Genomic DNA, 24919 nt, shown 5'->3' with positions numbered 1-24919 from the left:
GTCTGATGCTCGGCATCCGGCCTCGCTCGAAGGAACGGGAACGGAATGACCGACAACAATGACGACAAGACCATCGGCGTGAAGAAGACGCTCACCCTGAAACCATCGGGGATGAGCCAGGGCACCGTACGCCAGGACATGGGGCGCGGCCGCACGAAGTCGGTCGTCGTCGAGACTGTGAAGCGACGCCCTACACGCCCGCAAGACGAAAAGCCGCCAATCACCCCCATTCGTGCGCCTGAGCCAGTCGCTCCGGTGGCCGTCGCGCAACCGCCGCGTCCGGCAGCACCTGCGCCCGCACCCGCGCCGACACCCGCTCCGCGCGCGCAGCAGCCGGCTCCGCAGCAGCACCGCCCGGCACAGCAGCAGAACAACAACAACCGTCAGCCGGAACGTCCGCAGCAGCAGAACCGCCAGCCGGAACGTCCGCGCGGCGCCGTGTTGCACGATCTGTCGGCCGGCGAGATGGAAGCACGTCGCCGCGCACTGATTGAAGCGCAGGCCCGTGATATCGAAGACGCCAAGCGTCGTGCCGAAGACGAGGTTCGCCGTCAGCGCGAAGCCGAAGAAGCCGCACGCGTCGCCGCGGAAGAAGCGGCCCGCCGGGCCGCCGAACCGCAGCCCGAGCCGCAGGCTGAAGCACCTGTCGAGGTGGCGCCAGCCGCTGTTGCCCAACCGGCCAGCACTGCACGTCCTGCCGGTGAAACGCGTCCGGCTGCCCCGGCGCCTGCAGGCTTCGTACGTGGTCGCAAGGCTTCCGACGAAGAAGAAGATCGTGCTCCGGCGCGCGTCATTCCAGGTCGCGGCAAGGTTGTGGCTCCGGCTCCGGCCAAGGTTCCTGCCCGTCCGAAGGCCGAGGAAGACCGTCGCCGCGGCAAGCTGACGGTGACCACTGTCGGCACCGACGACGACGGCAATGCCCGTGGCCGTTCGCTGTCTGCCATGCGTCGCCGCCAGGAAAAGTTCCGCCGCAGCCAGATGCAGGAAACGCGCGAAAAGGTTATGCGCGAAGTGGTCCTGCCGGAAACCATCACCATCCAGGAACTGTCGCAGCGCATGTCCGAACGCGCCGTCGATGTCATCAAGTACCTGATGAAGGAAGGCCAGATGATGAAGCCGGGCGACGTCATCGACGCCGACCTCGCTGAACTGATTGCCACGGAATTCGGCCACACCGTCAAGCGCGTATCGGAATCCGACGTCGAAGAAGGTATCTTCAACGTCAAGGACGATGCAGGCGAAATGGTCTCCCGTCCACCGGTCGTCACCATCATGGGTCACGTCGACCACGGCAAGACCTCGCTGCTCGACGCCATCCGCAAGACCTCGGTCGTATCGGGCGAAGCCGGTGGTATCACCCAGCATATCGGTGCCTATCAGGTCGAACAGAACGGCCAGAAGATCACCTTCATCGACACACCCGGTCACGCCGCGTTTACCGCAATGCGTGCCCGTGGCGCACAGGCGACCGACATTGCCATTCTCGTGGTTGCGGCCGACGACAGCGTGATGCCGCAGACGATCGAGTCGATCAACCACGCCAAGGCGGCCGGCGTGCCGATCATCGTGGCGATCAACAAGATCGACAAGCACGAAGCCAACCCGGACAAGGTCCGCCAGCAGCTTCTGCAACACGAAGTGTTCGTCGAATCCATGGGCGGTGAAGTGCTCGACGTCGAAGTTTCGGCGAAGAACAAGCTCAACCTCGACAAGCTGCTCGAGGCCGTGCTTCTGCAGGCCGAAATCCTCGACCTGAAGGCCGATCCGAGCCGGACTGCCGAAGGTACGGTCATCGAAGCCCAGCTCGACCGCGGTCGCGGTTCGGTGGCAACGGTTCTGGTCCAGAAGGGCACGCTTCGCCCAGGCCAGATCATCGTGGCCGGCGATCAGTGGGGCCGCGTTCGTGCGCTGGTCAACGACCAGGGCGCGCATGTCAAGGAAGCAGGGCCTGCCATGCCGGTCGAGGTTCTCGGCCTGTCGGGTACGCCGGCTGCCGGCGACAAGTTTGCCGTGGTCGAAAACGAAGCACGTGCTCGCGAGATTTCCGAGTATCGTCAGCGTCTGGCCCGTGACAAGGCCGCTGCTCGCCAGTCTGGCCAGCGCGGTTCGCTGGAACAGATGATGACCCAGTTGCAGAACACCGGCTACAAGGAATTCCCGCTGGTTATCAAGGGCGACGTGCAGGGCTCGATCGAAGCCATTATCGGCGCACTCGACAAGCTGGGCACGGACGAAGTCCGGGCACGGATCGTGCATTCGGGTGCCGGTGGTATCACCGAGTCCGACATCGCGCTTGCCGAAGCGTCGAATGCGGCCATCATCGGCTTCAACGTTCGTGCGAATGCCCAGGCCCGGACCGCCGCCGAGCGTGCGGGCTCCGAAATCCGCTACTACAACATCATCTACGATCTGGTGGATGACGTGAAGGCAGCGATGTCGGGCCTCTTGTCTCCGGAACGCCGCGAAACCTTCCTCGGCAATGCCGAAATCCTGGAAGTGTTCAACATCACCAAGACCGGCAAGGTCGCGGGTTGCCGCGTCATCGAAGGCAAGGTGGAGCGTGGTGCAGGCGTTCGACTGGTGCGCGACAACGTCGTCATCCACGAAGGCAAGCTCAAGACGCTCAAGCGCTTCAAGGACGAAGTTGCCGAAGTGCCGATGGGCCAGGAATGCGGTATGGCCTTCGAGAACTACGAAGACATCCGTGCCGGCGACACGATCGAGTGCTTCCGCGTGGAGCATATCACCCGTACGCTCTGATCCAGAGCCGGCGGACAGGAATAGAGAACGGGCGCCGGATTTCCGGCGCTCGCTTTATTTGAATGCAGACATTGGTCTGCGACAGCTTTTGCTGCCGATTTTATCTTCTCCCAACTGAAGCATTGCGACTGGGAAAACCGGACCTTCGGACCCCGTTGAATGCGAAAAGGCAAACGACCATGAGCAAAGCAAACTCTTCAGCTCCCACGCAGCGCATGCTGCGCGTCGGCGAGCAGGTGCGCGCCGCCATTACCCAGGTCCTGCAGCGTGGCGATGTCCGCGACGACCTCATCGAACGGACGGTGATTTCCATTTCGGAAGTGCGCATGTCGACCGACCTGAGGGTGGCGACGGCCTTTGTCGCCCCGCTCGGGGTCAGCGACCACACGGCGATCATCGAGGCGCTCAACCGCCATGCCAAATATATCCGCGGTCGGATCGGCAGCCAGCTTCGCCAGTTGAAGCACATGCCCGAAGTGCGTTTTCGCGACGACACCAGCTTCGACAATTACCAGAAAATCGATGCCCTGCTGCGCTCGCCGGAAGTCCAGCGTGACCTCGCCGCCAACAGCGCAGACGACGAACAAGAATAAGAGACAATGTCCAAACCCAGAAAGCCCAAGGGCCGCCCGATTTCGGGCTGGCTCATTCTCGACAAGCCCGTGGATTTCGGCTCGACCGAAGCCGTCGGCAAGATCAAGTGGTTGTTCAACGCCCAGAAGGCCGGCCATGCCGGTACGCTCGATCCGCTCGCCTCCGGCATGCTGCCGATCGCGCTTGGCGATGCGACCAAGACCGTTCCCTATGTGATGGACGGCCGCAAGATCTACGAATTCACCGTGACCTGGGGCGAGGAACGCTCGACGGACGACCTTGAAGGCGAGGCCACGCAGACCTCCGACAAGCGGCCGAGCGAAGACGACATCCGGGCCTTGCTGCCGAACTATACCGGTGTGATCAACCAGATCCCGCCGCAGTTTTCCGCCATCAAGATCGCCGGCGAACGGGCTTATGACCTTGCCCGCGAAGGCGAGACCGTCGAAATCCCGTCACGCGAGGTGGAAGTTTTTCGCCTGACCCTGCTGAACGTGGAAGCCGACAAGGCGCATTTCGAAGTGGAGTGCGGCAAGGGCACCTATGTACGGTCGATCGCCCGCGATCTCGGACGCGACCTGGGCTGCTATGGTCATATCTCGAGCCTGCGCCGCTCGTTTGTCGCACCGTTTGCCGAAGAGACGATGGTGCCGCTTGCCGAGCTCGTGGCACTTGAAGCCATCGAGGATCGCGATGCCCGGCTCGAGGCACTCGATGCTTTCATCGTCGATACGAGCGAGGCACTTTCCGCCCTGCCGCAGATCCGCATCACCGAGGATCAGGCCCATCGCCTGCGCATGGGCAATCCGATCATCGTGCGTGGCCGCGACGCTCCCGTTGCCGAACCGGAGGCCGTCGCGCTTTCGGGAAGCAAGCTGATTGCAATCGGCGAGATTGCCGGCGGCGAGTTTCATCCGCGGCGGGTGTTCAACTGAAATTGCCGGAAAACGTCCGCTCTTCCCTTTCCAGGGGGAATGGAGTATAGGCGGCACCAGCTGGCGCTGATGCGCCTGCATCCATGGCCATTGCTGAACGACATCTCGGCCTTTGGCGACCTATTTCTCATAAATTCTAGAAAGGATTTACGATGTCGATTACTGCAGAACGCAAGGCTGCCCTCATCAAGGAATACGCGATCAACGAAGGCGATACCGGTTCTCCGGAAGTCCAGGTTGCGATCCTGACCGAGCGGATCAACAACCTGACGGAACACTTCAAGGGTCACAAGAAGGACAACCACTCCCGCCGTGGCCTCCTGACGATGGTTTCGACGCGCCGTTCGCTTCTTGACTATGTCAAGAACAAGGATGAAGCCCGCTACAGCAAGATCATCACTGCTCTGGGCATCCGCCGCTAAAACAGTTTCCGGCGGATCTTCGCAAGAAGGTCCGCCGGCCTCTTTTGGGACACAGGTCCCTGGACTTCGACATGGTACCATCGTGATCGAAGCGCATGAAAGGCAGTCCGGATGACCGGTGCTGCAAATACCAACCGATGACCTGTCATGGGGCAGGATTGCCGGATGCTTTCGCCAGAAACTGGCGTCAGATGGACTGAGCGATCGGAAAGAGATCCGTTCGCGACAGCCGAAAGCCTCCCGCTGTCTTGCCCGTGATGTGTCAGAATTTCCGCGGAGACGTTGGTTCCTTCTGGAACGCTCGTCTTTTTGTGCAAGGGCACTCCGCGGATGAAGGACAAGAGATGTTTGATACTCACAGCGTTGAAATCGAGTGGGCAGGCCGCCCGCTGAAGCTCGAAACCGGCAAGATCGCCCGTCAGGCTGACGGTGCTGTTCTGGCCACCTACGGCGAAACCGTCGTTCTCGCTACCGTCGTTTCGGCCAAGTCGCCGAAGCCGGGCCAGGACTTCTTCCCGCTGACCGTCAACTACCAGGAAAAGACCTATGCCGCCGGCAAGATCCCGGGTGGCTATTTCAAGCGCGAAGGTCGTCCGTCGGAAAAGGAAACGCTGGTTTCCCGCCTGATCGACCGTCCGATCCGCCCGCTGTTCCCGGAAGGCTACAAGAACGACACCCAGGTCGTCGTCACCGTCGTCCAGCACGACCTTGAGAACGATCCGGACGTATTGTCGATGGTTGCCGCTTCCGCAGCGCTGACGCTTTCCGGCGTTCCTTTCATGGGCCCGGTCGGTGGCGCACGCGTCGGCTACATCAACGGCGAATATGTTCTGAATCCGCATCTGGACGAAATGGACGAGTCGGTTCTCGACCTCGTCGTTGCCGGCACCCAGGACGCCGTGCTGATGGTGGAATCGGAAGCCAAGGAACTCAACGAAGAGATCATGCTCGGCGCCGTCATGTTCGGCCACAAGGGTTTCCAGCCGGTCATCGACGCGATCATCAAGCTCGCTGAAGTCGCCGCCAAGGAGCCGCGCGATTTCCAGCCGGAAGACCATTCCGAGCTCGAAGCCGAAATGCTCAAGCATTTCGAAGCCGAGCTGCGCACCGCCTACAAGAACACCCAGAAGGCTGAACGTTACGCTGCCGTCGACGCCGTCAAGGCGAAGGTCAAGGCACATTTCTTCCCTGAGGGCGCAGAGCCGAAGTACACCGCTGAAGTGATCGGCGCGACCTTCAAGCACCTGCAGGCGAAGATCGTTCGCTGGAACATCCTCGACACCAAGAGCCGCATCGACGGCCGCGACCTGTCGACCGTTCGCGCCATCGTGTCTGAAGTCGGCATCCTGCCGCGTACCCATGGTTCGGCGCTGTTCACCCGCGGCGAAACCCAGGCGATCGTTGTTGCGACGCTCGGCACCGGCGAAGACGAACAGTATGTCGACAGCCTGACCGGCATGTACAAGGAACGCTTCCTTCTGCATTACAACTTCCCTCCCTACTCGGTTGGTGAAACCGGCCGCATGGGCTCCCCGGGCCGTCGCGAAATCGGCCATGGCAAGCTCGCATGGCGCGCTATCCGTCCGATGCTGCCTTCGCCTGAGCAGTTCCCCTACACGCTGCGCGTCGTCTCCGAGATCACCGAGTCGAACGGCTCGTCCTCGATGGCAACCGTTTGCGGCACCTCGCTCGCACTGATGGACGCCGGCGTTCCGCTGGCCAAGCCGGTTGCTGGTATTGCCATGGGCCTGATCCTCGAAGGTGAGCGCTTTGCGGTTCTCTCCGACATCCTGGGTGACGAAGATCACCTCGGCGACATGGACTTCAAGGTTGCTGGTACTGCCGACGGCATCACCTCGCTGCAGATGGACATCAAGATCGCCGGTATCACCGAAGAGATCATGAAGGTTGCTCTGGAGCAGGCTCAGGGCGGTCGCAAGCACATCCTCGGCGAAATGGCCAATGCCATCACCGAAGGTCGCTCGCAGCTCGGCGAATTCGCACCGCGCATCGAAGTGATGAACATCCCGGTCGACAAGATCCGTGAAGTCATCGGCTCGGGCGGCAAGGTCATCCGCGAAATCGTCGAAAAGACCGGCGCCAAGATCAACATCGAAGACGATGGCACCGTGAAGATCGCCTCTGCCTCCGGCAAGGAAATCGAAGCGGCCCGCAAGTGGATCCACTCGATCGTGGCCGAGCCGGAAATCGGCGTTGTCTACGAAGGTACCGTTGTGAAGACCGCCGACTTCGGCGCCTTCGTCAACTTCTTCGGTTCGCGTGACGGCCTCGTGCACATCTCGCAGCTCGCTTCCGAGCGTGTTGCCAAGACCTCTGACGTCGTCAAGGAAGGCGACAAGGTCTGGGTCAAGCTGATGGGCTTCGACGAGCGTGGCAAGGTTCGCCTCTCCATGAAGGCCGTCGACCAGACGACCGGCAAGGAAATCGCCGAGAAGAAGAACGAAGGTGGCGAAGCCGCTGAATAAGCGCGCTGCCAACTGATCCAGAGGCGCGGAAGAATTTCCGCGCCTTTTTTGTTATCCAATTGTTTGATGCAGTCTTCAACCGAAGAGGCCCGACGCCCTTCCCTGAACTGCTCTAGAGGGGCCTCGAGATGAGCCGCGATACGCTGAAGACCCTGTTCCATCCCTTTGTCACGGAAACCGTCACGTTGCCGGGCGAAGGCACACGCTATCTCTTCCTCGGCGCCGAAGCCGGCTTTGCCAAGCCTGAAGGCTTCGCAGCAGAGCTGACGGTCGTTCAGGGGTTCCGTCCCGAGTTCCGTCGACTGGAAGCAGCGCACCACGGTCCCGTACCTGTGGTCGAGGGCGAAGATTTCGACGGTGCCCTGATCTTGTGCGACAAGCACAAGGGCATCAATGAAGACCGGGTTGCCGAAGCGCTGACGCGCGTCAAGGCCGGTGGGTTGGTCGTGATCGCCGGCGCCAAGGAGGATGGCGTGCAGCCCTTGCGCAAGCAACTCGATCGGCTGGGCTTCGAGCCTCAGTCCATGCCGAAATATCATGGCATCGCCGTCTGGTTTACCGTTCCCCAGGATCCCTCTTCCGCGATCGCGAAACTGCAGGCCAAGCCGGTGATCGTCGACGGCCGCTTCGAGACCAAGGTGGGTCTGTTTTCGCACGCGCATGTCGACGATGGTTCGGAACTGCTCGCAAGCCGCCTGCCAACCAACTTCGACGGCAATGCCGCGGACTTTGGTGCGGGCTGGGGTTATCTCTCCGTCATGCTGGCCGAAACATCACCGCGCACCAACCGGATCGACCTCTTCGAGGCGAGCCACGACGCTCTGGAGCATGCCCGCAAGAATCTTGCGAGCAACTGCCCGAAGCTGACGACCCGTTTCTTCTGGCAGGATCTGGGCAGCGAGCCGGCAAAGGAAAAATACGATCTGGTGATCATGAACCCGCCATTCCACGAAGGGCATGCCGCCGAACCTTCCATTGGCGAGGCGATGATCAAGGCCGCGGCAGAGGCACTGCGCAACGGCGGTGAGCTGCTGATGGTGGCAAATCGCGGCCTGCCCTACGAGCCCATCCTGGCGGCGAACTTCAAGCAGCATGGCGAAACCTGCCGGAATTCGCGCTTCAAGATCCTCTGGGCGAAACGCTAATCCATATTTTCGCATGTAATCACGGGAGATTGATATCTTCCGTGATTGGGCCACTCGACTCGTGTGCCATCCTCTCTTAGCTTTGGACGCCAAGTTCTTTCCCTTCGGCGCCAGGCTTCAAAATGCCGCAAAAAAATCTGACCGATGAACTGACCACGGTTGCAGGCCTTGCCTCAGCCGTGGTGGTTCACGCCCAGAGCTACGGCATCGATATCGTGCCGATTTGCAAGGCGCTGGACATCAATCCAGACTGTTTCCAGAGTATGACCGCCCGCATCAGTCTCGATCGCCTGTGCAGGCTTCTGGAAGCGTGTGCGCTGCTGTCGGATGACGAGGCATTCGGTCTCGCCAGCGTACGTGCCTATGAGCCGGGCTCGACCGGCGCTTTCGGCTATGGTCTGATGTCTGCACCGACGGGTCTCGATTTCGTGCGGTTCCTAGATGCGCATATCCAGTACGTTACCCATACCAGTTATTCTCGACTGTCGATGGATGAGCGCGGCGCCCTGCTATCCTGGACATTCGCGCCGATTGTGGTGAAACGCGATCAGTATGTCGATATGTCGGTCGGGCTTGTCATGCAACGCGCACGCGATCTGGCGGCGTCGGTGACCGATCAGATCGAAATCGAACTTGAAAGGCCCAGGCCACGAAACATCCAGCCGTTTCGGGAGCTTCTCACGCGAAAGGTCACCTTCGGCCAACGGATGAACTGTATCCGGTTTCCTGGCAGTTTTCTGGAAACGGCCAATCCGGCGGGAGACAAGCGCCTGCACGAGCTGATGGACATGCAGTGCCGGACGGCGCGGCCCGCCACTCTGAAAATGGATGGCGACTTCCTCGATCAGGTGCGTCACTATCTGCTCCTGCATGTCTGCGACGGAGACTATCCACTTTCCGATATCGCTCCCTATTTCGGGTTGTCGGAGCGTACGTTCCAGAGGCGACTTGCCCAGCACGGCACCAGCATGAACGACCTCCGTGACAATATCCGCCGCGACGTGAGCTTCAATCTGCTCACGGAAAGCGAGTTGCCCATCTCCGAAATCTGCTACCGGCTCGGCTATTCGGCACCCAGCGCCTTCACCCGTTCGGTGACCCGGTGGTTCGGCCACACGCCCACCGAAGTACGCGAAAGAAAATCGGCATAGGCTGGAAGCCTTGACAATTCGATGATTATACCGCGAAATAGATCTTCTATCCCCATCACAAGATGTGACGTAATCTCCACCTGCACCCAAAGGTAAGACTTTGGCGTGCCGGGATAAATACTTTGTGTCCGGTTTGACTATAAGGGCGCAGTGTTGACGTGCGGGTGAGCCCTTCCGTCTTTTGTTGCTTCACCTTCCCGGCGTAAAGAAAATGATGACCGATACCCATGTGGCGATCGGGGATCGGTTGATTTCACCGATGCTCACAGATCGTGAAATACAGTGTCTGACGCTGATTGCGGAAGGCAAGAAGCCCGGCGACACCGGTACAAGCCTTGTGCTGTCGCGCGCGGAAATCGATGTGGCGCTCACTTCGGCGCGGATCAAGCTGAATGCCAGCAATCTCATGCATGCCGTGAGCATAGCAATGTTGATCGGCGCGATCGATCACTCGGATGAATCTCACTCGGAGTAGTCGATCTCCCATCGGCTGGCGGACCCTCCGACTGAATGCCTGGCGCGACACGAGACGCGCCAGGCTTTTTTATGCGTTATTCGCTGTCCGCACTGGCAAGCACATCCAGTGCCGGCATGGATGTGACGTTATATCCCGCATCCACATAGTGGATTTCACCGGTCACGCCGCGCGACATATCGGAAAGCAGATAGAGCGCCGAGCTTCCGACATCCTCGATCGTGACGCTGCGGCGGAGCGGGGAATTCTTCTGCTGCCACGACAACATAGCGCGCGCGTCCGCAATGCCGGCACCGGCAAGGGTACGGATAGGACCTGCGGAGATCGCATTGACGCGAATACCGCGTGGACCATAGTCGGCCGCGAGATAACGAACGGATGCTTCAAGGGCTGCCTTGGCAACACCCATGACATTGTAGTTCGGCATGACCCGGACGGAACCACCATAGGTCAGCGTCAGCATCGAGCCGCCTTCAGCCATGAGGCCGGCTGCGCGCTTGGCAATCTCGGTGAACGAGAAACAGGAGATCACCATGGTCTTGGTGAAGTTGTCCCGGGACGTGTCGGCATAGAGGCCCTTCAGTTCGTTCTTGTCGGAAAAACCGATGGCATGAACGATGAAGTCGATCTTGCCCCAGCGCTCGCGCAAGGCGTCGATAACGCTGTCAAGCGAGGCCAGATCCTCGACGTCGCAGGGCAGGACGAGGTCCGAGCCCAGTTCTGCAGCCAACGGCCTGACGCGCTTGCCAAGCGCATCACCCTGATAGGTGAAGGCCAGTTCGGCGCCGGCGGATGCAAGCGCCTTGGAGATACCCCAAGCGATCGAGTGGTTGTTGGCAACGCCCATGATCAGGCCGCGTTTGCCCTGCATTGATCCCAGCATGTTGATCATCCGTTGTGACGCTGGAAGACCAGCGTGGCGTTCGTACCGCCAAAACCGAAGGAGTTCGACAGGACCGTATCGATCTTGGCGTCATCGATGCGCTTGCGCACGATCGGCACGCCGTCGAATTCGGGATCAAGCTCGGTAATATGGGCGCTTTCGCCGATGAACCGTTCCTGCATCATCAGCAGGCCGTAGATCGATTCCTGCACGCCTGCTGCACCCAGGGAGTGACCGGTCAACGACTTGGTCGACTGGATGTGCGGGATCTTGTCGCCGAAAACTTCGCGGATCGCGCCGATTTCCTTCGAGTCACCCACCGGGGTCGATGTGCCGTGGGTGTTGATGTAATCGACTTCGCCCTTCACCGTGGACAGGGCCTGGCGCATGCAGCGCATGGCGCCCTCGCCCGACGGGGCAACCATATCGTAGCCGTCGGAAGTGGCACCATATCCGGTGATTTCGGCATAAATCTTTGCGCCGCGCGCCTTTGCATGTTCCAGTTCTTCGAGGACCAGAACGCCTGCACCGCCGGCGATGACAAAGCCGTCGCGCGAGACGTCATAAGCCCGTGATGCGGTCGATGGCACGTCGTTGTATTTCGACGACATGGCGCCCATGGCGTCGAAAAGGTTCGACATGGACCAGTCGAGATCTTCGTGGCCGCCGGCGAACATGATGTCCTGCTTGCCCCACTGGATCATCTCCGCGGCATTGCCGATGCAATGGGCCGAGGTCGAGCAGGCCGACGAGATCGAATAGTTGACGCCGTGGATCTTGAACCAGGTGGCCAGCGTGGCCGAGGCGGTCGAGGACATCGCCTTCGGCACGGCAAACGGGCCGATGCGCTTCGGGCTCTTGTTCTGGCGGGTGATATCGGCTGCCTCGACAATCTGTCGGGTCGACGGGCCACCAGAGCCCATGATGATGCCAGTCCGCTCGTTGGCGGCGTAGTCCTTTTCCTCAAGACCGGAATCGGCCAGAGCCTGCTTCATCGCGACATGGTTCCAGGCACCGCCCTGCGACAGGAAGCGCATGGCGCGACGATCGACCAGATCGGTCGGATCCATATTGGGCTTGCCCCATACCTGGCATTTGAAGCCGTGGTCGGCAAAATCCGGCGAAAAGCTAATGCCCGACTTGGCACTGCGCAGCGATGCGGTGACTTCTGCAGCGTCAGCGCCAATCGAAGACACGATGCCAAGACCCGTTACTACAACCCGTCTCATCTCTCAGACCTTCTGGTAATTATGGTGGGGGACAGGCGCCTATTCGGCAACCTTGTCCTTCGACAGACCTACACGAAGGTCGGATGCCTGATATATGGTTTCTCCATCGGCCTTCAACCATCCATCCGCCGTGCCCAGCACCAGGCGGCCGCGCATGACGCGCTTGAAGTCGATGCCGTATTCGAGCAGCTTCGTGTCCGGGCGAACCATGCCCTTGAATTTCACTTCGCCGGTGGAGAGCGCCATGCCGCGACCCGGCTCTCCGAGCCAGCCGAGAAAGAAGCCGGTCAACTGCCACATACCGTCGAGGCCAAGGCAGCCCGGCATGATCGGATTGCCCTGGAAATGGCAGGGAAAATACCAGTCATCGGGACGAACGTCATATTCCGCGCGGATATAACCCTTGTCGAAGGTACCGCCGGTTTCGGAAATGTCGGTGATGCGATGAACCATCAACATCGGCGGCAAAGGCAGTTGGGCGTTGCCCGGGCCAAACAATTCGCCACGGCCGCAGGAGAGGATTTCTTCGTAATTATAGCTAGACTGTCTCGTTACCATTTTTCTTCTTCTTCCCCCCTCGGCTACAGATGTCCGGACCCAATAGAGCAAGAGAGAGGCAAAATGAAGCCCCGCAATCTCGGGTCAGTGATCGCCGGCATTTGGAACCGGCATTCGGGCCGGACGATGAACCTATTTCACTCACGGTCGATACAGGAAGCAATAACGCACCACCAGACCCATTTCGGCGAAAAAAGGAGGCCTGCCCGCTTGCCCTCCGGCTTGTACCCACCCCAACTATTGAAACGCCCTGATTTTAAAGCTATATCCGAAGTTCATGCGATGCACATTGCTCGCGCCGAACCGGAGGTCGTTCTTTGACGATGGCAATGTGCCAGACTGGCATCGAACTGAAATTGCGTCGATCGGGCCTGCGCCCGACGCGTCAACGCATCGCGCTGGCCAATCTTCTGTTCGCCAAGGGCGATCGTCATCTCACTGTCGAAGAACTGCATGAGGAAGCTCTTGCTGCTGATTTTCCAGTGTCCCTGGCAACCGTCTACAACACGCTGCACCAGTTTACCGAGGCCGGACTGATCCGGGTTCTCGCGGTCGAAAGCGCAAAGACCTATTTCGACACCAATGTTTCCGACCACCACCACTTCTTCGTGGAGGGGGAAAACAAGGTTCTCGACATCCCGGTCAACAACCTGACGATCGACAACCTGCCGGAAGCACCCGAAGGCATGGAAATCGCGCATGTCGACGTGATCATCCGCCTGCGCGCCAAACAGGGCTGAGCTTCACATCACCTCATCCGGATGCCGTCCCGGTTTGTGCCTGTAGGTCGGGAAGGTCCAGCCGAAATAGAGCGCGCCGCCGCGAACCACGAACGCCGCAAGAGCGCCAATCATCGATGCAACATAGAGCGGCACACCGATTTCATTGGCCAAGGTGAAGACGGCAGCGCCGACAAGGGCAGCCGTGATGTAGATTTCCGGCCGCAGCAAAACCGATGGCTCATTGGCGAGAAGATCGCGCAACACGCCGCCGAAGCTTGCCGTCAACGTTCCCGTAACGATCGCGATCGTTGGCGAGCCCGTGGCAGCCAAACCTTTCGCCGCGCCCATGACACAATAGGCCGACAGGCCGATTGCATCCAGCCAGATCAGCAGCTTGTAACGGGATTCCACCAGATGCGCGGTAAAAAAGACCAGCACACCGATGGCGCAGCAGACAATGATGTAGTCTGGATTGAGCACCCAGAAGACCGGCACGCGACCGAGCACGATGTCGCGCACCGTGCCGCCACCAAGGCCGGTGATGACGGCGAAAAACAGGAAGCCGATCATGTCGAGCTGCTTGCGCGACGCGGCCAGCGCACCCGTGGCTGCAAACAGCGCGATGCCGGCATAGTCCAGATACGATAGCAGCGACATGTCTCGTTTTCCTCTTGGGCTGGCTGGATTTGAATCACGCCGTTAAGGGTGACGCAAGCCGCCTGCGCTAGATTGGCGCCTCCTGTTGTTTGGCCGCTGCATCCCGGAGGTTCAGCCTTGACGCCCTTTATTCGCCTGTTACTTGCCCTGCTGCTCGGCCTTGCAGCACCGATCGCCCATGCGCAGCAGGAGCTTCTCAGCGATCCGGAGATCTACGAGAAGGAGCATTACGGCAAACGCTGCAAGCTGGTGCAATACGGCGCCGACTTCATCGATCGGATCGACATCAACAATGACGGACTGATCGACGCCGTGACCAACAGCAGCGAGATCCTGTGCGACGGCACACGCGGACCGGATTGCTCCGACGAGGGTTGCCCGTTCAACTACTACCTCCAGGTCAAGGAGGGTGGATATTTCATGATCGCCACTGCGCAGATGTATAGCTATGACTTCATCAAGCGCTTCGGCAACATGGTCTTCGTGCTCAAAATGCACCCCAAATATTGCGAGCGCGAGGAAGGCACCGACCCTTGCGAAATGACGGTGCGGGTCCGCGGCACGAAATTCCTGACCATCTCCAAAAAGTAACTGCCCGACCGGATCTCCTGCACCCTAGGGCTAGGGCGAGGGGTACAGCGCGCTTGTCCGGCCCAGGACAAAGTAGGCGAGCAGACCGATCCATTCCCGCATGGCAGTCGCCATCTGCTGTGCATTCAGCGTCGGCTGCGTGAAGTCCAGGCCCAGGCTCACGGTGCCGCTGGTGCGGAAATCGACGGGCCAGGGCACGACATCAATGGCTGCCTTGCGAAACAGGCCCATGGAGCGCGGCATGTGAAACGCCGACGTGATCAGCAGGCAATTGGTCAATCCGCTCCGATCGAGGACCGTACCGCTGTTTTCGACATTCTCGAACGTGGTGCGCGATGCGCGTTCGCCGATCAGACGGTCAGCCGAAACGCCGAATGTGGCAAAGAAGCGCTCGGATGCCACGGCATCGCCTTCGTAGCTGCCGCTGAGCGAGCCGTCGCCACCGGATACGAAGATCTTCGACTGGGGAAAACGGTCGGCAAGACGCAGCGCCTCAATGAAACGCTCGGCCGCTTGGTTGAACTCGATCCCGCCGCGGGCAGTCGTCACCTCTGTCTCGAAGGCTCCGCCAAGCACGATCATGCAGGAAAGCGATGCGGGATCGGCCGTCGGGCGCGCAAAGCGTGCCTCAAGTCCCTGGAGGACATACGAGCCAAGGGTCGTATAGAGCGTCAGAAACAGAATGAGCAGACTGGCAACCAGTGCGCCGATCGCCGTCCTGCGCCCGTGAAACAGCAGCGCCGCGAAGGCGAACGTCGCAAGCAGGAAGGCAAGCGACAGCGGCTGTGCCGCCATCCAGAACAGTTTCGATATGACAAACATAGCGCTTCCTTCCTTCATGCTTCAAGCACGGCCACGGGCTCGAATCGGATCCTGCGCGGCGCTTGGGGCCGAATCATCAAGACACGTCAGTTTCGCTCAAGCAGGCGTTCATACACCCTGAGCCATTGCGAAATTTCGATTCTTTTATGGGGAGGGTGTTCATGCGTTTTGCAATTGATACCGTCGACGAAACCGGAAACAACCGAATCTACATCGGCACCCCGCTTGGCATGGCAGAGGACCAACTGTGCGTCCAGCTCCGCGATGGAGAAATGAGGATCGCAATCGACAGGATCGTCGACTGGTTCCAGATCGATCGCCCCGAAAGCCGGGAACGCGGACAGCTTTTTCAGCGCTGAAGCGTCAACATATCGCATTTAATAACATACCGGCCTCGGAGATTTCCGGGGCCGGATTTCAAGGTCGCGTCATGCGCCAAATCTTCTATAGAAGACGAGCATTTCGAGAATGAGAGGGAAGTTTGGTGGAGCTAAGCGGGGCCTCCACGACCGCCCTCTAATGCATTGAAACCATTGAAACCATGTGATAATCATCGGCCAAAATTGGTCTGAATGGTTGGTCTGAAATGGCAAAAAGCTCCCGTCGATACCTCGTTATGCGAGGCCTCAAATACTGGTTCAAGCGCGATATTCCCGCAGCGATCCGCCGCCACTTCGGGGGCAAGAGTGCCTACCTCGTCAACCTTGAGACGGGCGACATTCGGGCAGCTATGGAGCGTCGAGACGAGATCAAGCGCGAGACTGATCGGCTCTACCGCGATGCACGAGAAGGCCGGTCGACCGCCCCCGCCTCCGACACCATCCGACAGAAGGCCGAAATGTGGTCCAAGGAGATCGCCGAAGCGCGGGACGATCCACATAGCTGGACGGCAAAGATCACCGGACGCATGACCGGAGACGTTCAGGATGAGGAGGTGGCCGATCCACGCGAGCTAGTCGAGCGCGAGGCGGAGCGCATCGAGCAGAGCCACGGTACAGAGGGCCGCGACCGGTTCCTGAACCTAGTGCAAGGCAATGTTGATGTGGAGCACCACATGGAGACGTATCTAAAGGAGACAAGGCTTGCTCCGAAGACCACCGATGAGCGCCGGAACCTCATCAAGCGGTTTGCTGCGTGGGCCAAACTCAACGGCTTGTCGCTCCGTCAGATTGATCGCTCTAAAGCAGGGACATATTTCTCAGAAGCGATTGCACCGCTCAACGAAAGGACCGCCCGAAAGCACCATGGGGCCGTGAAGCTCTACTGGGATTTCCTCGTTGCGAGAGGGCACGTCCGGGGACCAAACCCGTGGGACGGCCAACGGATGCCCGACAGGAGCCGGAGGGTCGAGCGCGGTGGCAAGGCTGACGAGCGCCCCTTCACCGAAGCGGAAATGAAGACCCTGCTCTACTCTACCTTCCCCCGTGGCATGAAGAAGGACTTCGAGGCTCAGATAACCGACGCAGTGCGGATTGCTGCCTTGTCGGGATTGCGACTTGCGGAGTTAGTCACTCTATGGGTCGAGGAATGCCCGCTCGATGACGAGGGAAATGGCTACTTCGATATTCGACAGGGCAAGACAGCAGCAGCAGCGCGGCGAGTGCCGATGCACCCCGACCTGATTGAAATCGTGAAGCGTCGGAAGAAGAACAAAGGCCCCCAGGACTGGCTCTTTCACGAACTGGCTAAAGAGCGGAATGCGGGAGACGTGTTTGGGAAGCGTTTCGCGAACTATCGAGAAAAGCTCACGGTGGACGACAAACGGCCCGGACAGCGCCGAAGCCTCGTCAACTTCCATTCCTTCCGTCGCTGGTTCGTCACGCAAGCGGAACAAGCGGGCATCCCGGAAAGCACCATTTCATCCGTAGTCGGCCACGAGGAGGGCCGCAAGTCGATCACGCTTGGGGTGTATTCTGGTGGGCCTGCTTGGCAACAGATGCGGGCCTGCGTGGAGGCGGTTAGACTACCCAACCAAAGACTGGAACTGATCGAGAACAAAACTTAAACCCGCCTAGAATCGCCACAGAAGGCTACTGACGGGCAAATCCTTTTTGGGCAGTATCGGGTCAAATTGCACCACCGAGGGCGCTGGCGGCCGAATAAACCGGGATTGCATGGTGAATTAGCCGATCGCCGCTTGCCGACTCCGTCGGAACCTAGTATTTAAGGAATAGTTTTTGCTGGCCCGCACTTATGCGGCACTCTTGAGTATCTCGGGAGGGTGCAGCTTCGTCGCATGAAGTGACGAAGGGCTGGCGAGAGCGAGTCCTCCTGGCTCTCATCTGAGGAAAGGAGGCGGGTATGAGAGTTTCATGCCCTGCATTCAGGCCGGTATCGGTTATCCAGTACCGGAGGTTCCGTCTGGGCCAATGGGAGACAGTTTGCTCTCATTGCCGCCGTTGGCCGCGCTCGAACGCGTCAATTGCGTAACCCAGACGTACCAAGTCGAAGCATGAGAAAGGCTCCCATTTCGGTGGGGGCCTTTTTCCTGTAATCAACAGGATGTTGATTTTGTAAGCTATTGATTCACGCTTGACAAGCGAATCTGGACAAATTGTCCGGCGCAAAATCGCAATTTATTCAATGCGATTCACGAAAATTCATATAAATCAACACCTTAAAAATTCAGCGCGGCTTCTACAAGAAAGGCATTGCTAAGTCAAGCTCGCTGGCGTGTGAATAGCGGGGACAATTATTCCCGCTTCGCCTCAAAGCCTACAGCTTTCAAAATGACGGAAAAATCCGAGATAGCGGTCGATGATTGCGGCGTCGCGTTACCCCCGTGGGGACAGCATCGTGTCAGGGGGTGCGATTCCGTACAGGCTCATTCCCGTCCAGACTATTGAGGTGAGTGCCAGACCAGTCGGCAGTATGATGTCCATGACAATTATACGCCAAGCTTGTACCCTTTCGAAGCAGCGGAACCATTTGTCAAAGCGACCGAGAGAAGCGGGGATCCGCTCTGCCTGAAGCGCTGTCTGCGCTGATTGAATCCTTCCAGCCAAATTGCTAGCTGCTGCACGAGCCTCTGTTGCGGCCTTCGTCATCTGCTGGATATTCGGTTGATCAATGTTGCCCGGGCGGGCCGCAAGCTCCTGTATCTCTGAGCACGCTGCTTCTAGCTTATTGACTGCGGACTCAAAGTCCCCGATCTTATCAGCTTGCGTAGTCCACCAATAGTACAGCGTCGATTGACGCGGGTTGCTTGGATAGTCTCCGTGATGGGAGGCGAGAACGGCAGTCGTTACATGGGATAGTGCCGTTCCTGTGATGCGTACTCGCGTTTCCTGAAGATACTCCACAGTCAGCCACGCAAATTTTATGAACAAATAGGCAGCGATGGACAGCATGGCGGCTTCGAGCCAAATTTGCTCAGGGTTGTTGAACTTGAACCCGAGAAAACTTGCCTCTGTAATTCGAATACCCGCCAGTTTTGCAAAGAGTGATACGCTCGCGAATAGGAGCAAATTCCTCTTTGTTCGCCGGAGATCGTCTGAGGCCTCAGCGAGCACCGGAGATCCTATCGCCTTTTGTAAATCTGTCTTCTCATTTGCCATCTAAACTCCAATACTCTCAGGTGGGAGGACGCGTGGCGGGCATTTGCGACCAAAATAACAAGCGTTTAAATTGGCGCGACGGATGTCCAGCATTGCCCACAAAGTTAAAACTCTGCCGTTGACGCGGCACGGCATACGAACACCGAGTGGTGAAACACCTCAATTTACGAGATTATGGATAGAGAAGCTCAGTAAGAATGTCCGCTGGTCCAAATTTTTTCGTCGATGAAAAGCAGATCGTAGCGGTGCATGACCGCATGATCGCCAGCGACAGTGACCTGACGCGGCACATTGCGTTAATTGGCACCTGTCTCGAATGCTTGAGCTTGCTGCCAGAGTTCCACAAAGAGGGGGATGTCACTGAGCTAAATGTTCTGCGGTTGGGAGTTCGCTGTTTCAACTCCGGAGCTTCGGCGTTGCGCCTTCTGCGCTGCGGGTATTTCCAGCCCGCAGTAGTAATGATTCGCGATCTGCTGGAGGTGCGATGTTTGATGGACCTGTTCGTTAGAGAACCGAGAGCCCTACAAGACTGGCTTTCGATGGGGGATAAAGACCGCATGAAGCACTTCAAACCTGTTCGTGTGCGTGAGCGATTGGATCAGTTTGATGGCGTTAACGGAGACCAGCGCCGGGCTGCGTACAACCTATTTAGTGAGATTGCAGTTCATCCAAATCCAAACGGCCACTTTTTGATCTCGCCAGAACATGCGACACGTATTGGACCGTTCTTTAGCTATGAATATTTCCGTCCGGGTATTGAGGAGTTGGTCTCGCACCTATCGTCAGCAACAGCGGCATTCTGCAACTTATTTGAGACTGACAACCTCGCGGCACTGAACGCGAAAGAAAAGTTCGCAACACAGCTGGCGAAGTGGCGATTGCGCTATTTCCCGCCGAAAAACGGGTAAAAAATGCGAGGCCCTGACCTCGATAGGTGTGGAGGCTACCTCCCCCCCCGGGGGGCACTCCAATGTAGGCAGAAGTTTCAGGATTGGAGGACAGGCTTGTCAAGAGAGCCCACGTTCAACCCGCTTAACCTGGCAATAGCCGGAAGCTTTTTCTTCCAACTCGTAGCTGTTGCTCTCCCCGTATTCGCCGTCTTCACCCTTTCGCACATTACGGTGGCCTACGCGTGGGAAGCATGCAAGGCCGGTGAGTATGGCCCATTGGTGCGGGCGGGTACGGTTATTCAAACCATCGCCTTTCTCTATATTCTGATCGAAGAAGTTTGGGGGATAACCCCGCGCGATCTTGCTATGGAGATGGAAGACAGTTTCCGGCGTTGGCATGCGCATGAGATGCCAGAAGCGGCTGTTGCTATCGATAAATTTCGGACCTTTGCTGCATGGAGCAACCGGGTACATAGGCCGCTAGTCAGAACAGTAGAAACGTTGTTGGTGCTCTTGGGGGGAGCGCTGAGTGGATTTGGCGACTTGATCGGGCAATGGGTAGGTCCATACATTTCATAGCTTATTTGGGTGTACCTTATCGAAGTGGGAGTTTGAGATCCCGTCGCGGCGGTCCGGGAAGGAGGCTGCATGGGCTGGCACCCTCCCGCCCCCTCGCGTTGGACCACGAGCGCCTCCTCCAGGACGATGATGGGCCACCACACACACCCAACAGGGGGGAAGAAGCCGCCGCGTTGCCACGTGTATAGGAGATCTCGTGTGAGCTACCCTTGTGGCGATCCGGTACGCCAGCGATACTGGGTGACCCACAAAGTGACGATAAGACGATGAATGACCTTACCCCGACTAGTAGCCGCCTCAGCCTGAAGCTCGATACTGAACTTCGGCGGATGCATAATGAGTGGTTTTTTAAATGGCATTTTATCGGAGAACGGGAGGCGGTTGAGATCGATCGTTTCGATGGTGGGGTCATCCGGTATGGCGGAATTCAGTACAGCGGATCTTCCCAGGTTGTCTTTTGGGACACCATCTCCCGCTACCTACGCCAGAAGATCGAAGAACTCTTTGAATTGCTGGAAGAGGAGATACAGCGCCATCCCATACCGGTTCGTGTGAGGACGCTAGACCAAGCCGGGCCTCTGATTGCCACGTTCGCCAAGAGCATACGCAATGCTGCTATTGAAAAAGATCAAGTGCTTCGCGGCAGTGGCTTCGAAAAGCCTGCGCCAATGGACCAGGGTCGGTGGCAGACCAGCCTTGAGCCAGTCATCATACGTCGTATTGACGCACTGAAGGATATCTACTGCGCCCAGCAGCAAACCAGAGGAAACCTAAACATGGGGTTTCAAGCGACTGTTTTGAAGATCATGATAGCGTCCCCAGGTGACGTTGTCCCTGAACGAGTGATGATCAGGGAGATCATTCATGAGTGGAATGCGATTCATGCCGACAAACGGCAGATTGTGCTTCTTCCGGTAGGCTGGGAGACCCATTCTTATCCCGAGATGGGTCAACGGGCGCAGGCCATCATTAACAAGCAAATCCTAGCGGACGCAGACGTTCTGATCGCGGCTTTCTGGACCAAACTAGGGACGCCTACGGGAAGCTCTGCCAGCGGTACGGCGGAGGAAATATCCGAGCACATCGCCGCAGGAAAGCCTGCCTTGATTTATTTCTCGGCGGCCCCCGTGAAGCTGGACGAGGTGGACCACGCCCAGTACGCCGCGTTGTCAGACTTCAAGAAGGACGTCATGCAGAAAGGCCTAATCGAGCAATACGAAAGCCTTGCAGACTTCAAGGAGAAGCTGACCCGCCAGCTAAATTCCGTGATATACAGTTTGCACTTGAAGGATCAGGGATCGCTCCTGGAGCCTCAGCAGGCAGGCCAACCTGAAGTCCCGGCGCTGTCCCCTTCCGCTCAAGAGCTTTTGTTGGAAGCAAGTAAGGACAAAAGTGGCGTCATCACATTTTCCCAGTACTTAGGCGGAGTGCAGATATCGACAAATGGTAGAGACCTTGTTGGTAGTAGTTCAGATAAGCGCGAGATAGCTCGATGGCGGGACGCGATCCAGGAGCTTGAAGACTTTGGCTACATTGAGGATCGTGGCGGTAAAGGCAGAGTCTACTTTATGACCCACTCGGGGTATGCCACCTCTGATGATCTAACTGAGCGTTAGGATAATCAAGCCAGTTAGCGATGAGATAAGTAGAGATCGCCAAATTGGAGCATATACTGACGTAGAACGGTGCGGAGGGAGGGCAGCACCTCGGCCATGAGGTTGTCACTACCCGCACGGATCTCCATGCCGCCATCAAGGTCCCCAACTCGGGACCATCCACACACCATCACTCCTGCCCTTGCCGGTGGCCGAAATACATCGCTCCCTGCCTTGAATTTTATTGGGTTCGGGTTCTTCAGGTTGTCCAAATGCTTTGCCCCGATGGCCACCGCATGGACCACATTCCACGCTGCTGTGCATTGGCTCCTCATCGCGTCCTGGACCTTGGAGGCCCCCGCTTTCTCAAGGTAGTCCGACAAGTGACACATAACGATACATGCTAGGTATCCCTTGCGCCTAGAGCGGAAGTCTTCCTCATAGTCCTCCAGAGTGGGCAGTAGGATTTCCTCTAGGTAGTTTATGGGTGTCATCGTGCGCCTCAGGTCGCCTCTTTGAGCATCCTGAAGACACTAGCACGGCTGATGTCCAAAGCCTCCACAATCTGAGGGACGGTCTTTCCGGGTGTCGCGTGAGTGGCCGATTTTGCACGTCCCGGGGATTGCTGTGTGTTCATGCTTTGTGCGTTGACTATTAGACCGACTCGATGGAACCCTCAGGGTACCGAACAAGGAGAGAACCTTTGATAGACATAGCGCTGTGGAGTGGGGTGGCGAGTGGCCTGAAGACCGCCGTAGACATTGGGAAGACCATCAAGGAGATCAATGATCTCACCGTGATCCGCTCCAAGGTCATTGAGATGCAAGACATCATCCTGGGTGCCCAATCCTCCGCCATGGCTGTCCAGACCCAGCTCTTCGAACTCATTCAGGAGAACTCAGAGTTAAAGGCCAAGGTCGCCGCCGTGGATGACTGGAAAGCGACCGCCGCAAGGTATCAGCTCAAAGACTACGGCGAAGGCACCTATGCATATGAACTCAAGGAAGACGCCGCAAATGGTGAGCCGCCGCACAAGCTCTGCCCCGTGTGCTTTGAGAATGACAAGCGGTCATTACTCCAGTTCCAGGGCAAGACCGTTTCTAAGCAGCACATGTACAAATGCCACTCGTGCGGTGGCGACTTTTATCTGGGCACACGGTCAGAGACTAGCTGGCCCTCTCGTGCTAATAGGCGCGTGTAGACCCACCGTGAGGAAACTGGCGTGACCTGGGAAGAGATACTTCCTGCACTCATTGGGGCAGGCATCCTTTCTGTCCTTCAGAGTTGTGATCCAGTTGGAGAGCTATGCGGCCTTGTGCGTCAGTCGCATTTATGACGCCGACAACTGGCGAAGCTCAAGGGAGGCCATGGGACATGCATGGAATCTGCTCCCAGACCTCCCTGAGTTTCCCGATGATTCCGATGGCTGGCGAAATGTTGGCACTGAGATACTGCATCTGGCCTACAGTCTGAAGTCTGCACATGAGGCGGAACAGGCTGCGCAGCGCTTCCTTAGTAACGAGCTTGGTGGAGAAGAGGCTTTCGACAGCCTACCGCCGGTCTGCTGGCGAATGGGACACAAAGCGCTTCTTGCATCAAAAAGCATCCGGCTCAGATACGGCTTCCCCGAGGGAGCGGCGGACACATGGGCAAGCATCGACGATCTGAAACCCACACATGGAAAGGGTGATGGCTGGTACCTGTTTCCGAGCTTTCGCATTACTTCTTGGGTTCACGCCTCCCGAAAGACGCTTCTTTCACCTTAACGGTCACTTGCCGTAGCGGACCATTACCAATCACAGCACTTATACGGTTTCGAAGCTTCTCCCGTAATACCTGGGGACTGCTCCAAGTGATGTGGTTGAACTGGCGGGAACCCTTACGGACAGCCGTGGCTAAGCAGGGCGATTGTCCGAATGGGTATGCAGCAAGAGAACCAGCGAAAAATTGGTTCGATAATTCGTATTGACAATCCTAATGGAACCGTTGATAAGCGAACCACGTAAAACGAACTATGGGGTTCCCGATGCATACCCGTGCCTACCTCCGCGCCAGCACCAAAGAACAGGACGCCAGCCGCGCTAGAGATGACCTCCAGAGCTTCGCTGACGAGCGCGGCTTGAAGATCGCGTCTTGGTATGTCGAGAACGAGAGCGGCGCTTCCCTGACTCGCCCTGAGCTTTTCAGGCTGCTTTCCGATTGCCATCCCGGCGATCTGCTCTTGGTGGAGCAGGTGGACCGCTTAAGCAGATTGAATGCCGAGGATTGGGCATCTCTCAAAGCTGAGATCACAGCGAAGCGGGTGCGTGTCGTGGCACTGGACCTGCCGACCTCCTATCAGTTGGCGAACTCTGGCGACGATTTCACCACTCGAATGCTCGACGCGATCAACGGCATGATGCTGGATATGCTCGCAGCCATCGCCCGCAAAGACTACGACGACCGCCGCAGGAGGCAACGTCAGGGCATCGATAGGGCCAAGTCGGAAGGGGCCTATCGGGGCCGTCCAGAGGACGCCAAGCGCAATGACGCAATCATTTCCATGCTCAAGAGCGGGCAAAGCTGGAACAGCATCGTCAACGCGACAGGCTGCTCCCGTTCGACTCTCTCACGGCTGGCAAAGCGGATCAGCGACAAGGTGGAGGTGTGACCATGGCCCATACTCTCCCCTTTATCGTCATCGTGCCGATGCTCTTGGCGGGCGTATGGGGCGTCTACGACACGTTCTTCCGGGACTAGGGTGCGACAATCTGTCCACATGGTCCCGTAAGTGGGAGCATCAGAAGTGGAGACGGGGCTCCCGGCCCGCATTTGCAGGGTGGGGCCATTCCCACTACAGGGACCATCCAATCCCGCCACAAAAACGGT

The 24919-nt window shown here is 58.1% G+C and carries 24 protein-coding genes; 18 read left to right on the top strand and 6 right to left on the bottom strand.

Translation table 11 applies throughout. From position 1 onward, the window contains the following. The first annotated feature begins 45 nt into the window (after window positions 1-45). From infB to LQ231_RS02880, 8 genes are all read left to right on the top strand, one after another. The gene (infB, locus tag LQ231_RS02915) at window positions 46-2760 is read left to right on the top strand and encodes a translation initiation factor IF-2 (RefSeq protein WP_230170221.1); all 2715 of its coding nucleotides are present in this window, start codon (window positions 46-48) and stop codon (window positions 2758-2760) included. A gap of 179 nt (window positions 2761-2939) precedes the next feature. Continuing rightward, a complete protein-coding gene (gene rbfA, locus LQ231_RS02910) occupies window positions 2940-3353 on the top strand; it encodes a 30S ribosome-binding factor RbfA (protein WP_113143993.1) in 414 nt (137 codons plus the stop codon). Between the two features lie 6 nt (window positions 3354-3359). Next, a complete protein-coding gene (gene truB / locus LQ231_RS02905; protein WP_230170220.1) occupies window positions 3360-4289 on the top strand; it encodes a tRNA pseudouridine(55) synthase TruB in 930 nt (309 codons plus the stop codon). 152 nt (window positions 4290-4441) lie between these two features. Continuing rightward, a complete protein-coding gene (gene rpsO, locus LQ231_RS02900) occupies window positions 4442-4711 on the top strand; it encodes a 30S ribosomal protein S15 (RefSeq protein WP_007606000.1) in 270 nt (89 codons plus the stop codon). Window positions 4712-5055: 344 nt separating this feature from the next. Further along, window positions 5056-7197: a polyribonucleotide nucleotidyltransferase gene (gene pnp, locus LQ231_RS02895; protein WP_230170219.1), complete on the top strand. Its 2142-nt coding sequence runs from the start codon at window positions 5056-5058 to the stop codon at window positions 7195-7197. A 128-nt stretch (window positions 7198-7325) separates the two neighbouring features. Beyond that, complete coding sequence (locus LQ231_RS02890; protein ID WP_230170218.1) at window positions 7326-8342, top strand: class I SAM-dependent methyltransferase; 1017 nt, start codon at window positions 7326-7328, stop codon at window positions 8340-8342. 122 nt (window positions 8343-8464) lie between these two features. Then, window positions 8465-9493, top strand: a complete 1029-nt coding sequence (locus tag LQ231_RS02885; protein ID WP_230170217.1) for an AraC family transcriptional regulator — start codon at window positions 8465-8467, stop codon at window positions 9491-9493. 211 nt (window positions 9494-9704) lie between these two features. After that, window positions 9705-9968 (top strand): LuxR C-terminal-related transcriptional regulator, encoded by a 264-nt coding sequence (locus LQ231_RS02880; RefSeq protein ID WP_230170216.1) that lies wholly within the window; start codon window positions 9705-9707, stop codon window positions 9966-9968. A 76-nt stretch (window positions 9969-10044) separates the two neighbouring features. On the opposite strand, the gene fabI is transcribed toward LQ231_RS02880, so the two are convergent. Genes fabI through fabA form a run of 3 tightly spaced genes read right to left on the bottom strand, consistent with a single transcriptional unit; the run spans window position 10045 to window position 12638 of the window. Continuing rightward, the gene (fabI, locus tag LQ231_RS02875) at window positions 10045-10851 is read right to left on the bottom strand and encodes an enoyl-ACP reductase FabI (RefSeq protein ID WP_230170215.1); all 807 of its coding nucleotides are present in this window, start codon (window positions 10849-10851) and stop codon (window positions 10045-10047) included. A gap of 5 nt (window positions 10852-10856) precedes the next feature. Then, complete coding sequence (gene fabB, locus LQ231_RS02870) at window positions 10857-12080, bottom strand: beta-ketoacyl-ACP synthase I (RefSeq protein WP_230170214.1); 1224 nt, start codon at window positions 12078-12080, stop codon at window positions 10857-10859. A gap of 39 nt (window positions 12081-12119) precedes the next feature. Continuing rightward, the gene (gene fabA / locus LQ231_RS02865) at window positions 12120-12638 is read right to left on the bottom strand and encodes a 3-hydroxyacyl-[acyl-carrier-protein] dehydratase FabA (protein ID WP_007606009.1); all 519 of its coding nucleotides are present in this window, start codon (window positions 12636-12638) and stop codon (window positions 12120-12122) included. A 323-nt stretch (window positions 12639-12961) separates the two neighbouring features. Between fabA and irrA the strand changes: the two genes are divergently transcribed. Beyond that, the gene (irrA, locus tag LQ231_RS02860) at window positions 12962-13378 is read left to right on the top strand and encodes an iron response transcriptional regulator IrrA (protein ID WP_037074773.1); all 417 of its coding nucleotides are present in this window, start codon (window positions 12962-12964) and stop codon (window positions 13376-13378) included. 3 nt (window positions 13379-13381) lie between these two features. Here the strand turns inward: irrA and LQ231_RS02855 are convergent, their stop codons facing one another. Next, complete coding sequence (locus LQ231_RS02855; RefSeq protein WP_007606013.1) at window positions 13382-14017, bottom strand: trimeric intracellular cation channel family protein; 636 nt, start codon at window positions 14015-14017, stop codon at window positions 13382-13384. A gap of 117 nt (window positions 14018-14134) precedes the next feature. Between LQ231_RS02855 and LQ231_RS02850 the strand changes: the two genes are divergently transcribed. Beyond that, window positions 14135-14608, top strand: a complete 474-nt coding sequence (locus LQ231_RS02850) for a hypothetical protein (RefSeq protein ID WP_113143984.1) — start codon at window positions 14135-14137, stop codon at window positions 14606-14608. Window positions 14609-14638: 30 nt separating this feature from the next. Here LQ231_RS02850 and LQ231_RS02845 read toward each other — a convergent pair whose 3' ends face one another. Further along, window positions 14639-15430 carry a YdcF family protein gene (locus LQ231_RS02845; RefSeq protein ID WP_230170213.1) on the bottom strand — a complete coding sequence of 264 codons (792 nt, stop codon included), beginning with the start codon at window positions 15428-15430 and terminating at the stop codon, window positions 14639-14641. A 161-nt stretch (window positions 15431-15591) separates the two neighbouring features. Here LQ231_RS02845 and LQ231_RS02840 point away from each other — a divergent pair, with 161 nt between their 5' ends. After that, window positions 15592-15789, top strand: a complete 198-nt coding sequence (locus LQ231_RS02840) for a hypothetical protein (protein ID WP_113143982.1) — start codon at window positions 15592-15594, stop codon at window positions 15787-15789. Between the two features lie 257 nt (window positions 15790-16046). Further along, window positions 16047-17435 (top strand): tyrosine-type recombinase/integrase, encoded by a 1389-nt coding sequence (locus tag LQ231_RS02835; protein ID WP_230170212.1) that lies wholly within the window; start codon window positions 16047-16049, stop codon window positions 17433-17435. A 769-nt stretch (window positions 17436-18204) separates the two neighbouring features. Here LQ231_RS02835 and LQ231_RS02830 read toward each other — a convergent pair. After that, entirely contained in the window at window positions 18205-18987 is a 783-nt protein-coding gene (locus LQ231_RS02830; protein WP_230170211.1) for a hypothetical protein, read from the bottom strand. A 197-nt stretch (window positions 18988-19184) separates the two neighbouring features. Here LQ231_RS02830 and LQ231_RS02825 point away from each other — a divergent pair, with 197 nt between their 5' ends. The 6 genes from LQ231_RS02825 (at window position 19185) to LQ231_RS02800 (ending at window position 24701) form a co-directional block, all read left to right on the top strand. Beyond that, the gene (locus tag LQ231_RS02825) at window positions 19185-19895 is read left to right on the top strand and encodes a hypothetical protein (protein ID WP_230170210.1); all 711 of its coding nucleotides are present in this window, start codon (window positions 19185-19187) and stop codon (window positions 19893-19895) included. 96 nt (window positions 19896-19991) lie between these two features. Continuing rightward, window positions 19992-20456, top strand: a complete 465-nt coding sequence (locus tag LQ231_RS02820) for a hypothetical protein (protein ID WP_230170209.1) — start codon at window positions 19992-19994, stop codon at window positions 20454-20456. Between the two features lie 266 nt (window positions 20457-20722). Beyond that, window positions 20723-22072 (top strand): hypothetical protein, encoded by a 1350-nt coding sequence (locus LQ231_RS02815; protein ID WP_230170208.1) that lies wholly within the window; start codon window positions 20723-20725, stop codon window positions 22070-22072. 682 nt (window positions 22073-22754) lie between these two features. Beyond that, entirely contained in the window at window positions 22755-23252 is a 498-nt protein-coding gene (locus LQ231_RS02810) for a hypothetical protein (protein WP_230170207.1), read from the top strand. A 166-nt stretch (window positions 23253-23418) separates the two neighbouring features. Then, a complete protein-coding gene (locus LQ231_RS02805; RefSeq protein WP_230170206.1) occupies window positions 23419-23817 on the top strand; it encodes a hypothetical protein in 399 nt (132 codons plus the stop codon). A gap of 260 nt (window positions 23818-24077) precedes the next feature. Then, window positions 24078-24701 carry a recombinase family protein gene (locus tag LQ231_RS02800; RefSeq protein WP_230170205.1) on the top strand — a complete coding sequence of 208 codons (624 nt, stop codon included), beginning with the start codon at window positions 24078-24080 and terminating at the stop codon, window positions 24699-24701. The last annotated feature ends 218 nt before the right edge of the window (window positions 24702-24919 follow it).

Source organism: Rhizobium sp. CECT 9324, assembly GCF_918741265.1.
Taxonomy (GTDB): Bacteria; Pseudomonadota; Alphaproteobacteria; order Rhizobiales; family Rhizobiaceae; genus Allorhizobium.
This window is presented reverse-complemented; position numbering and strand designations above follow the sequence as displayed.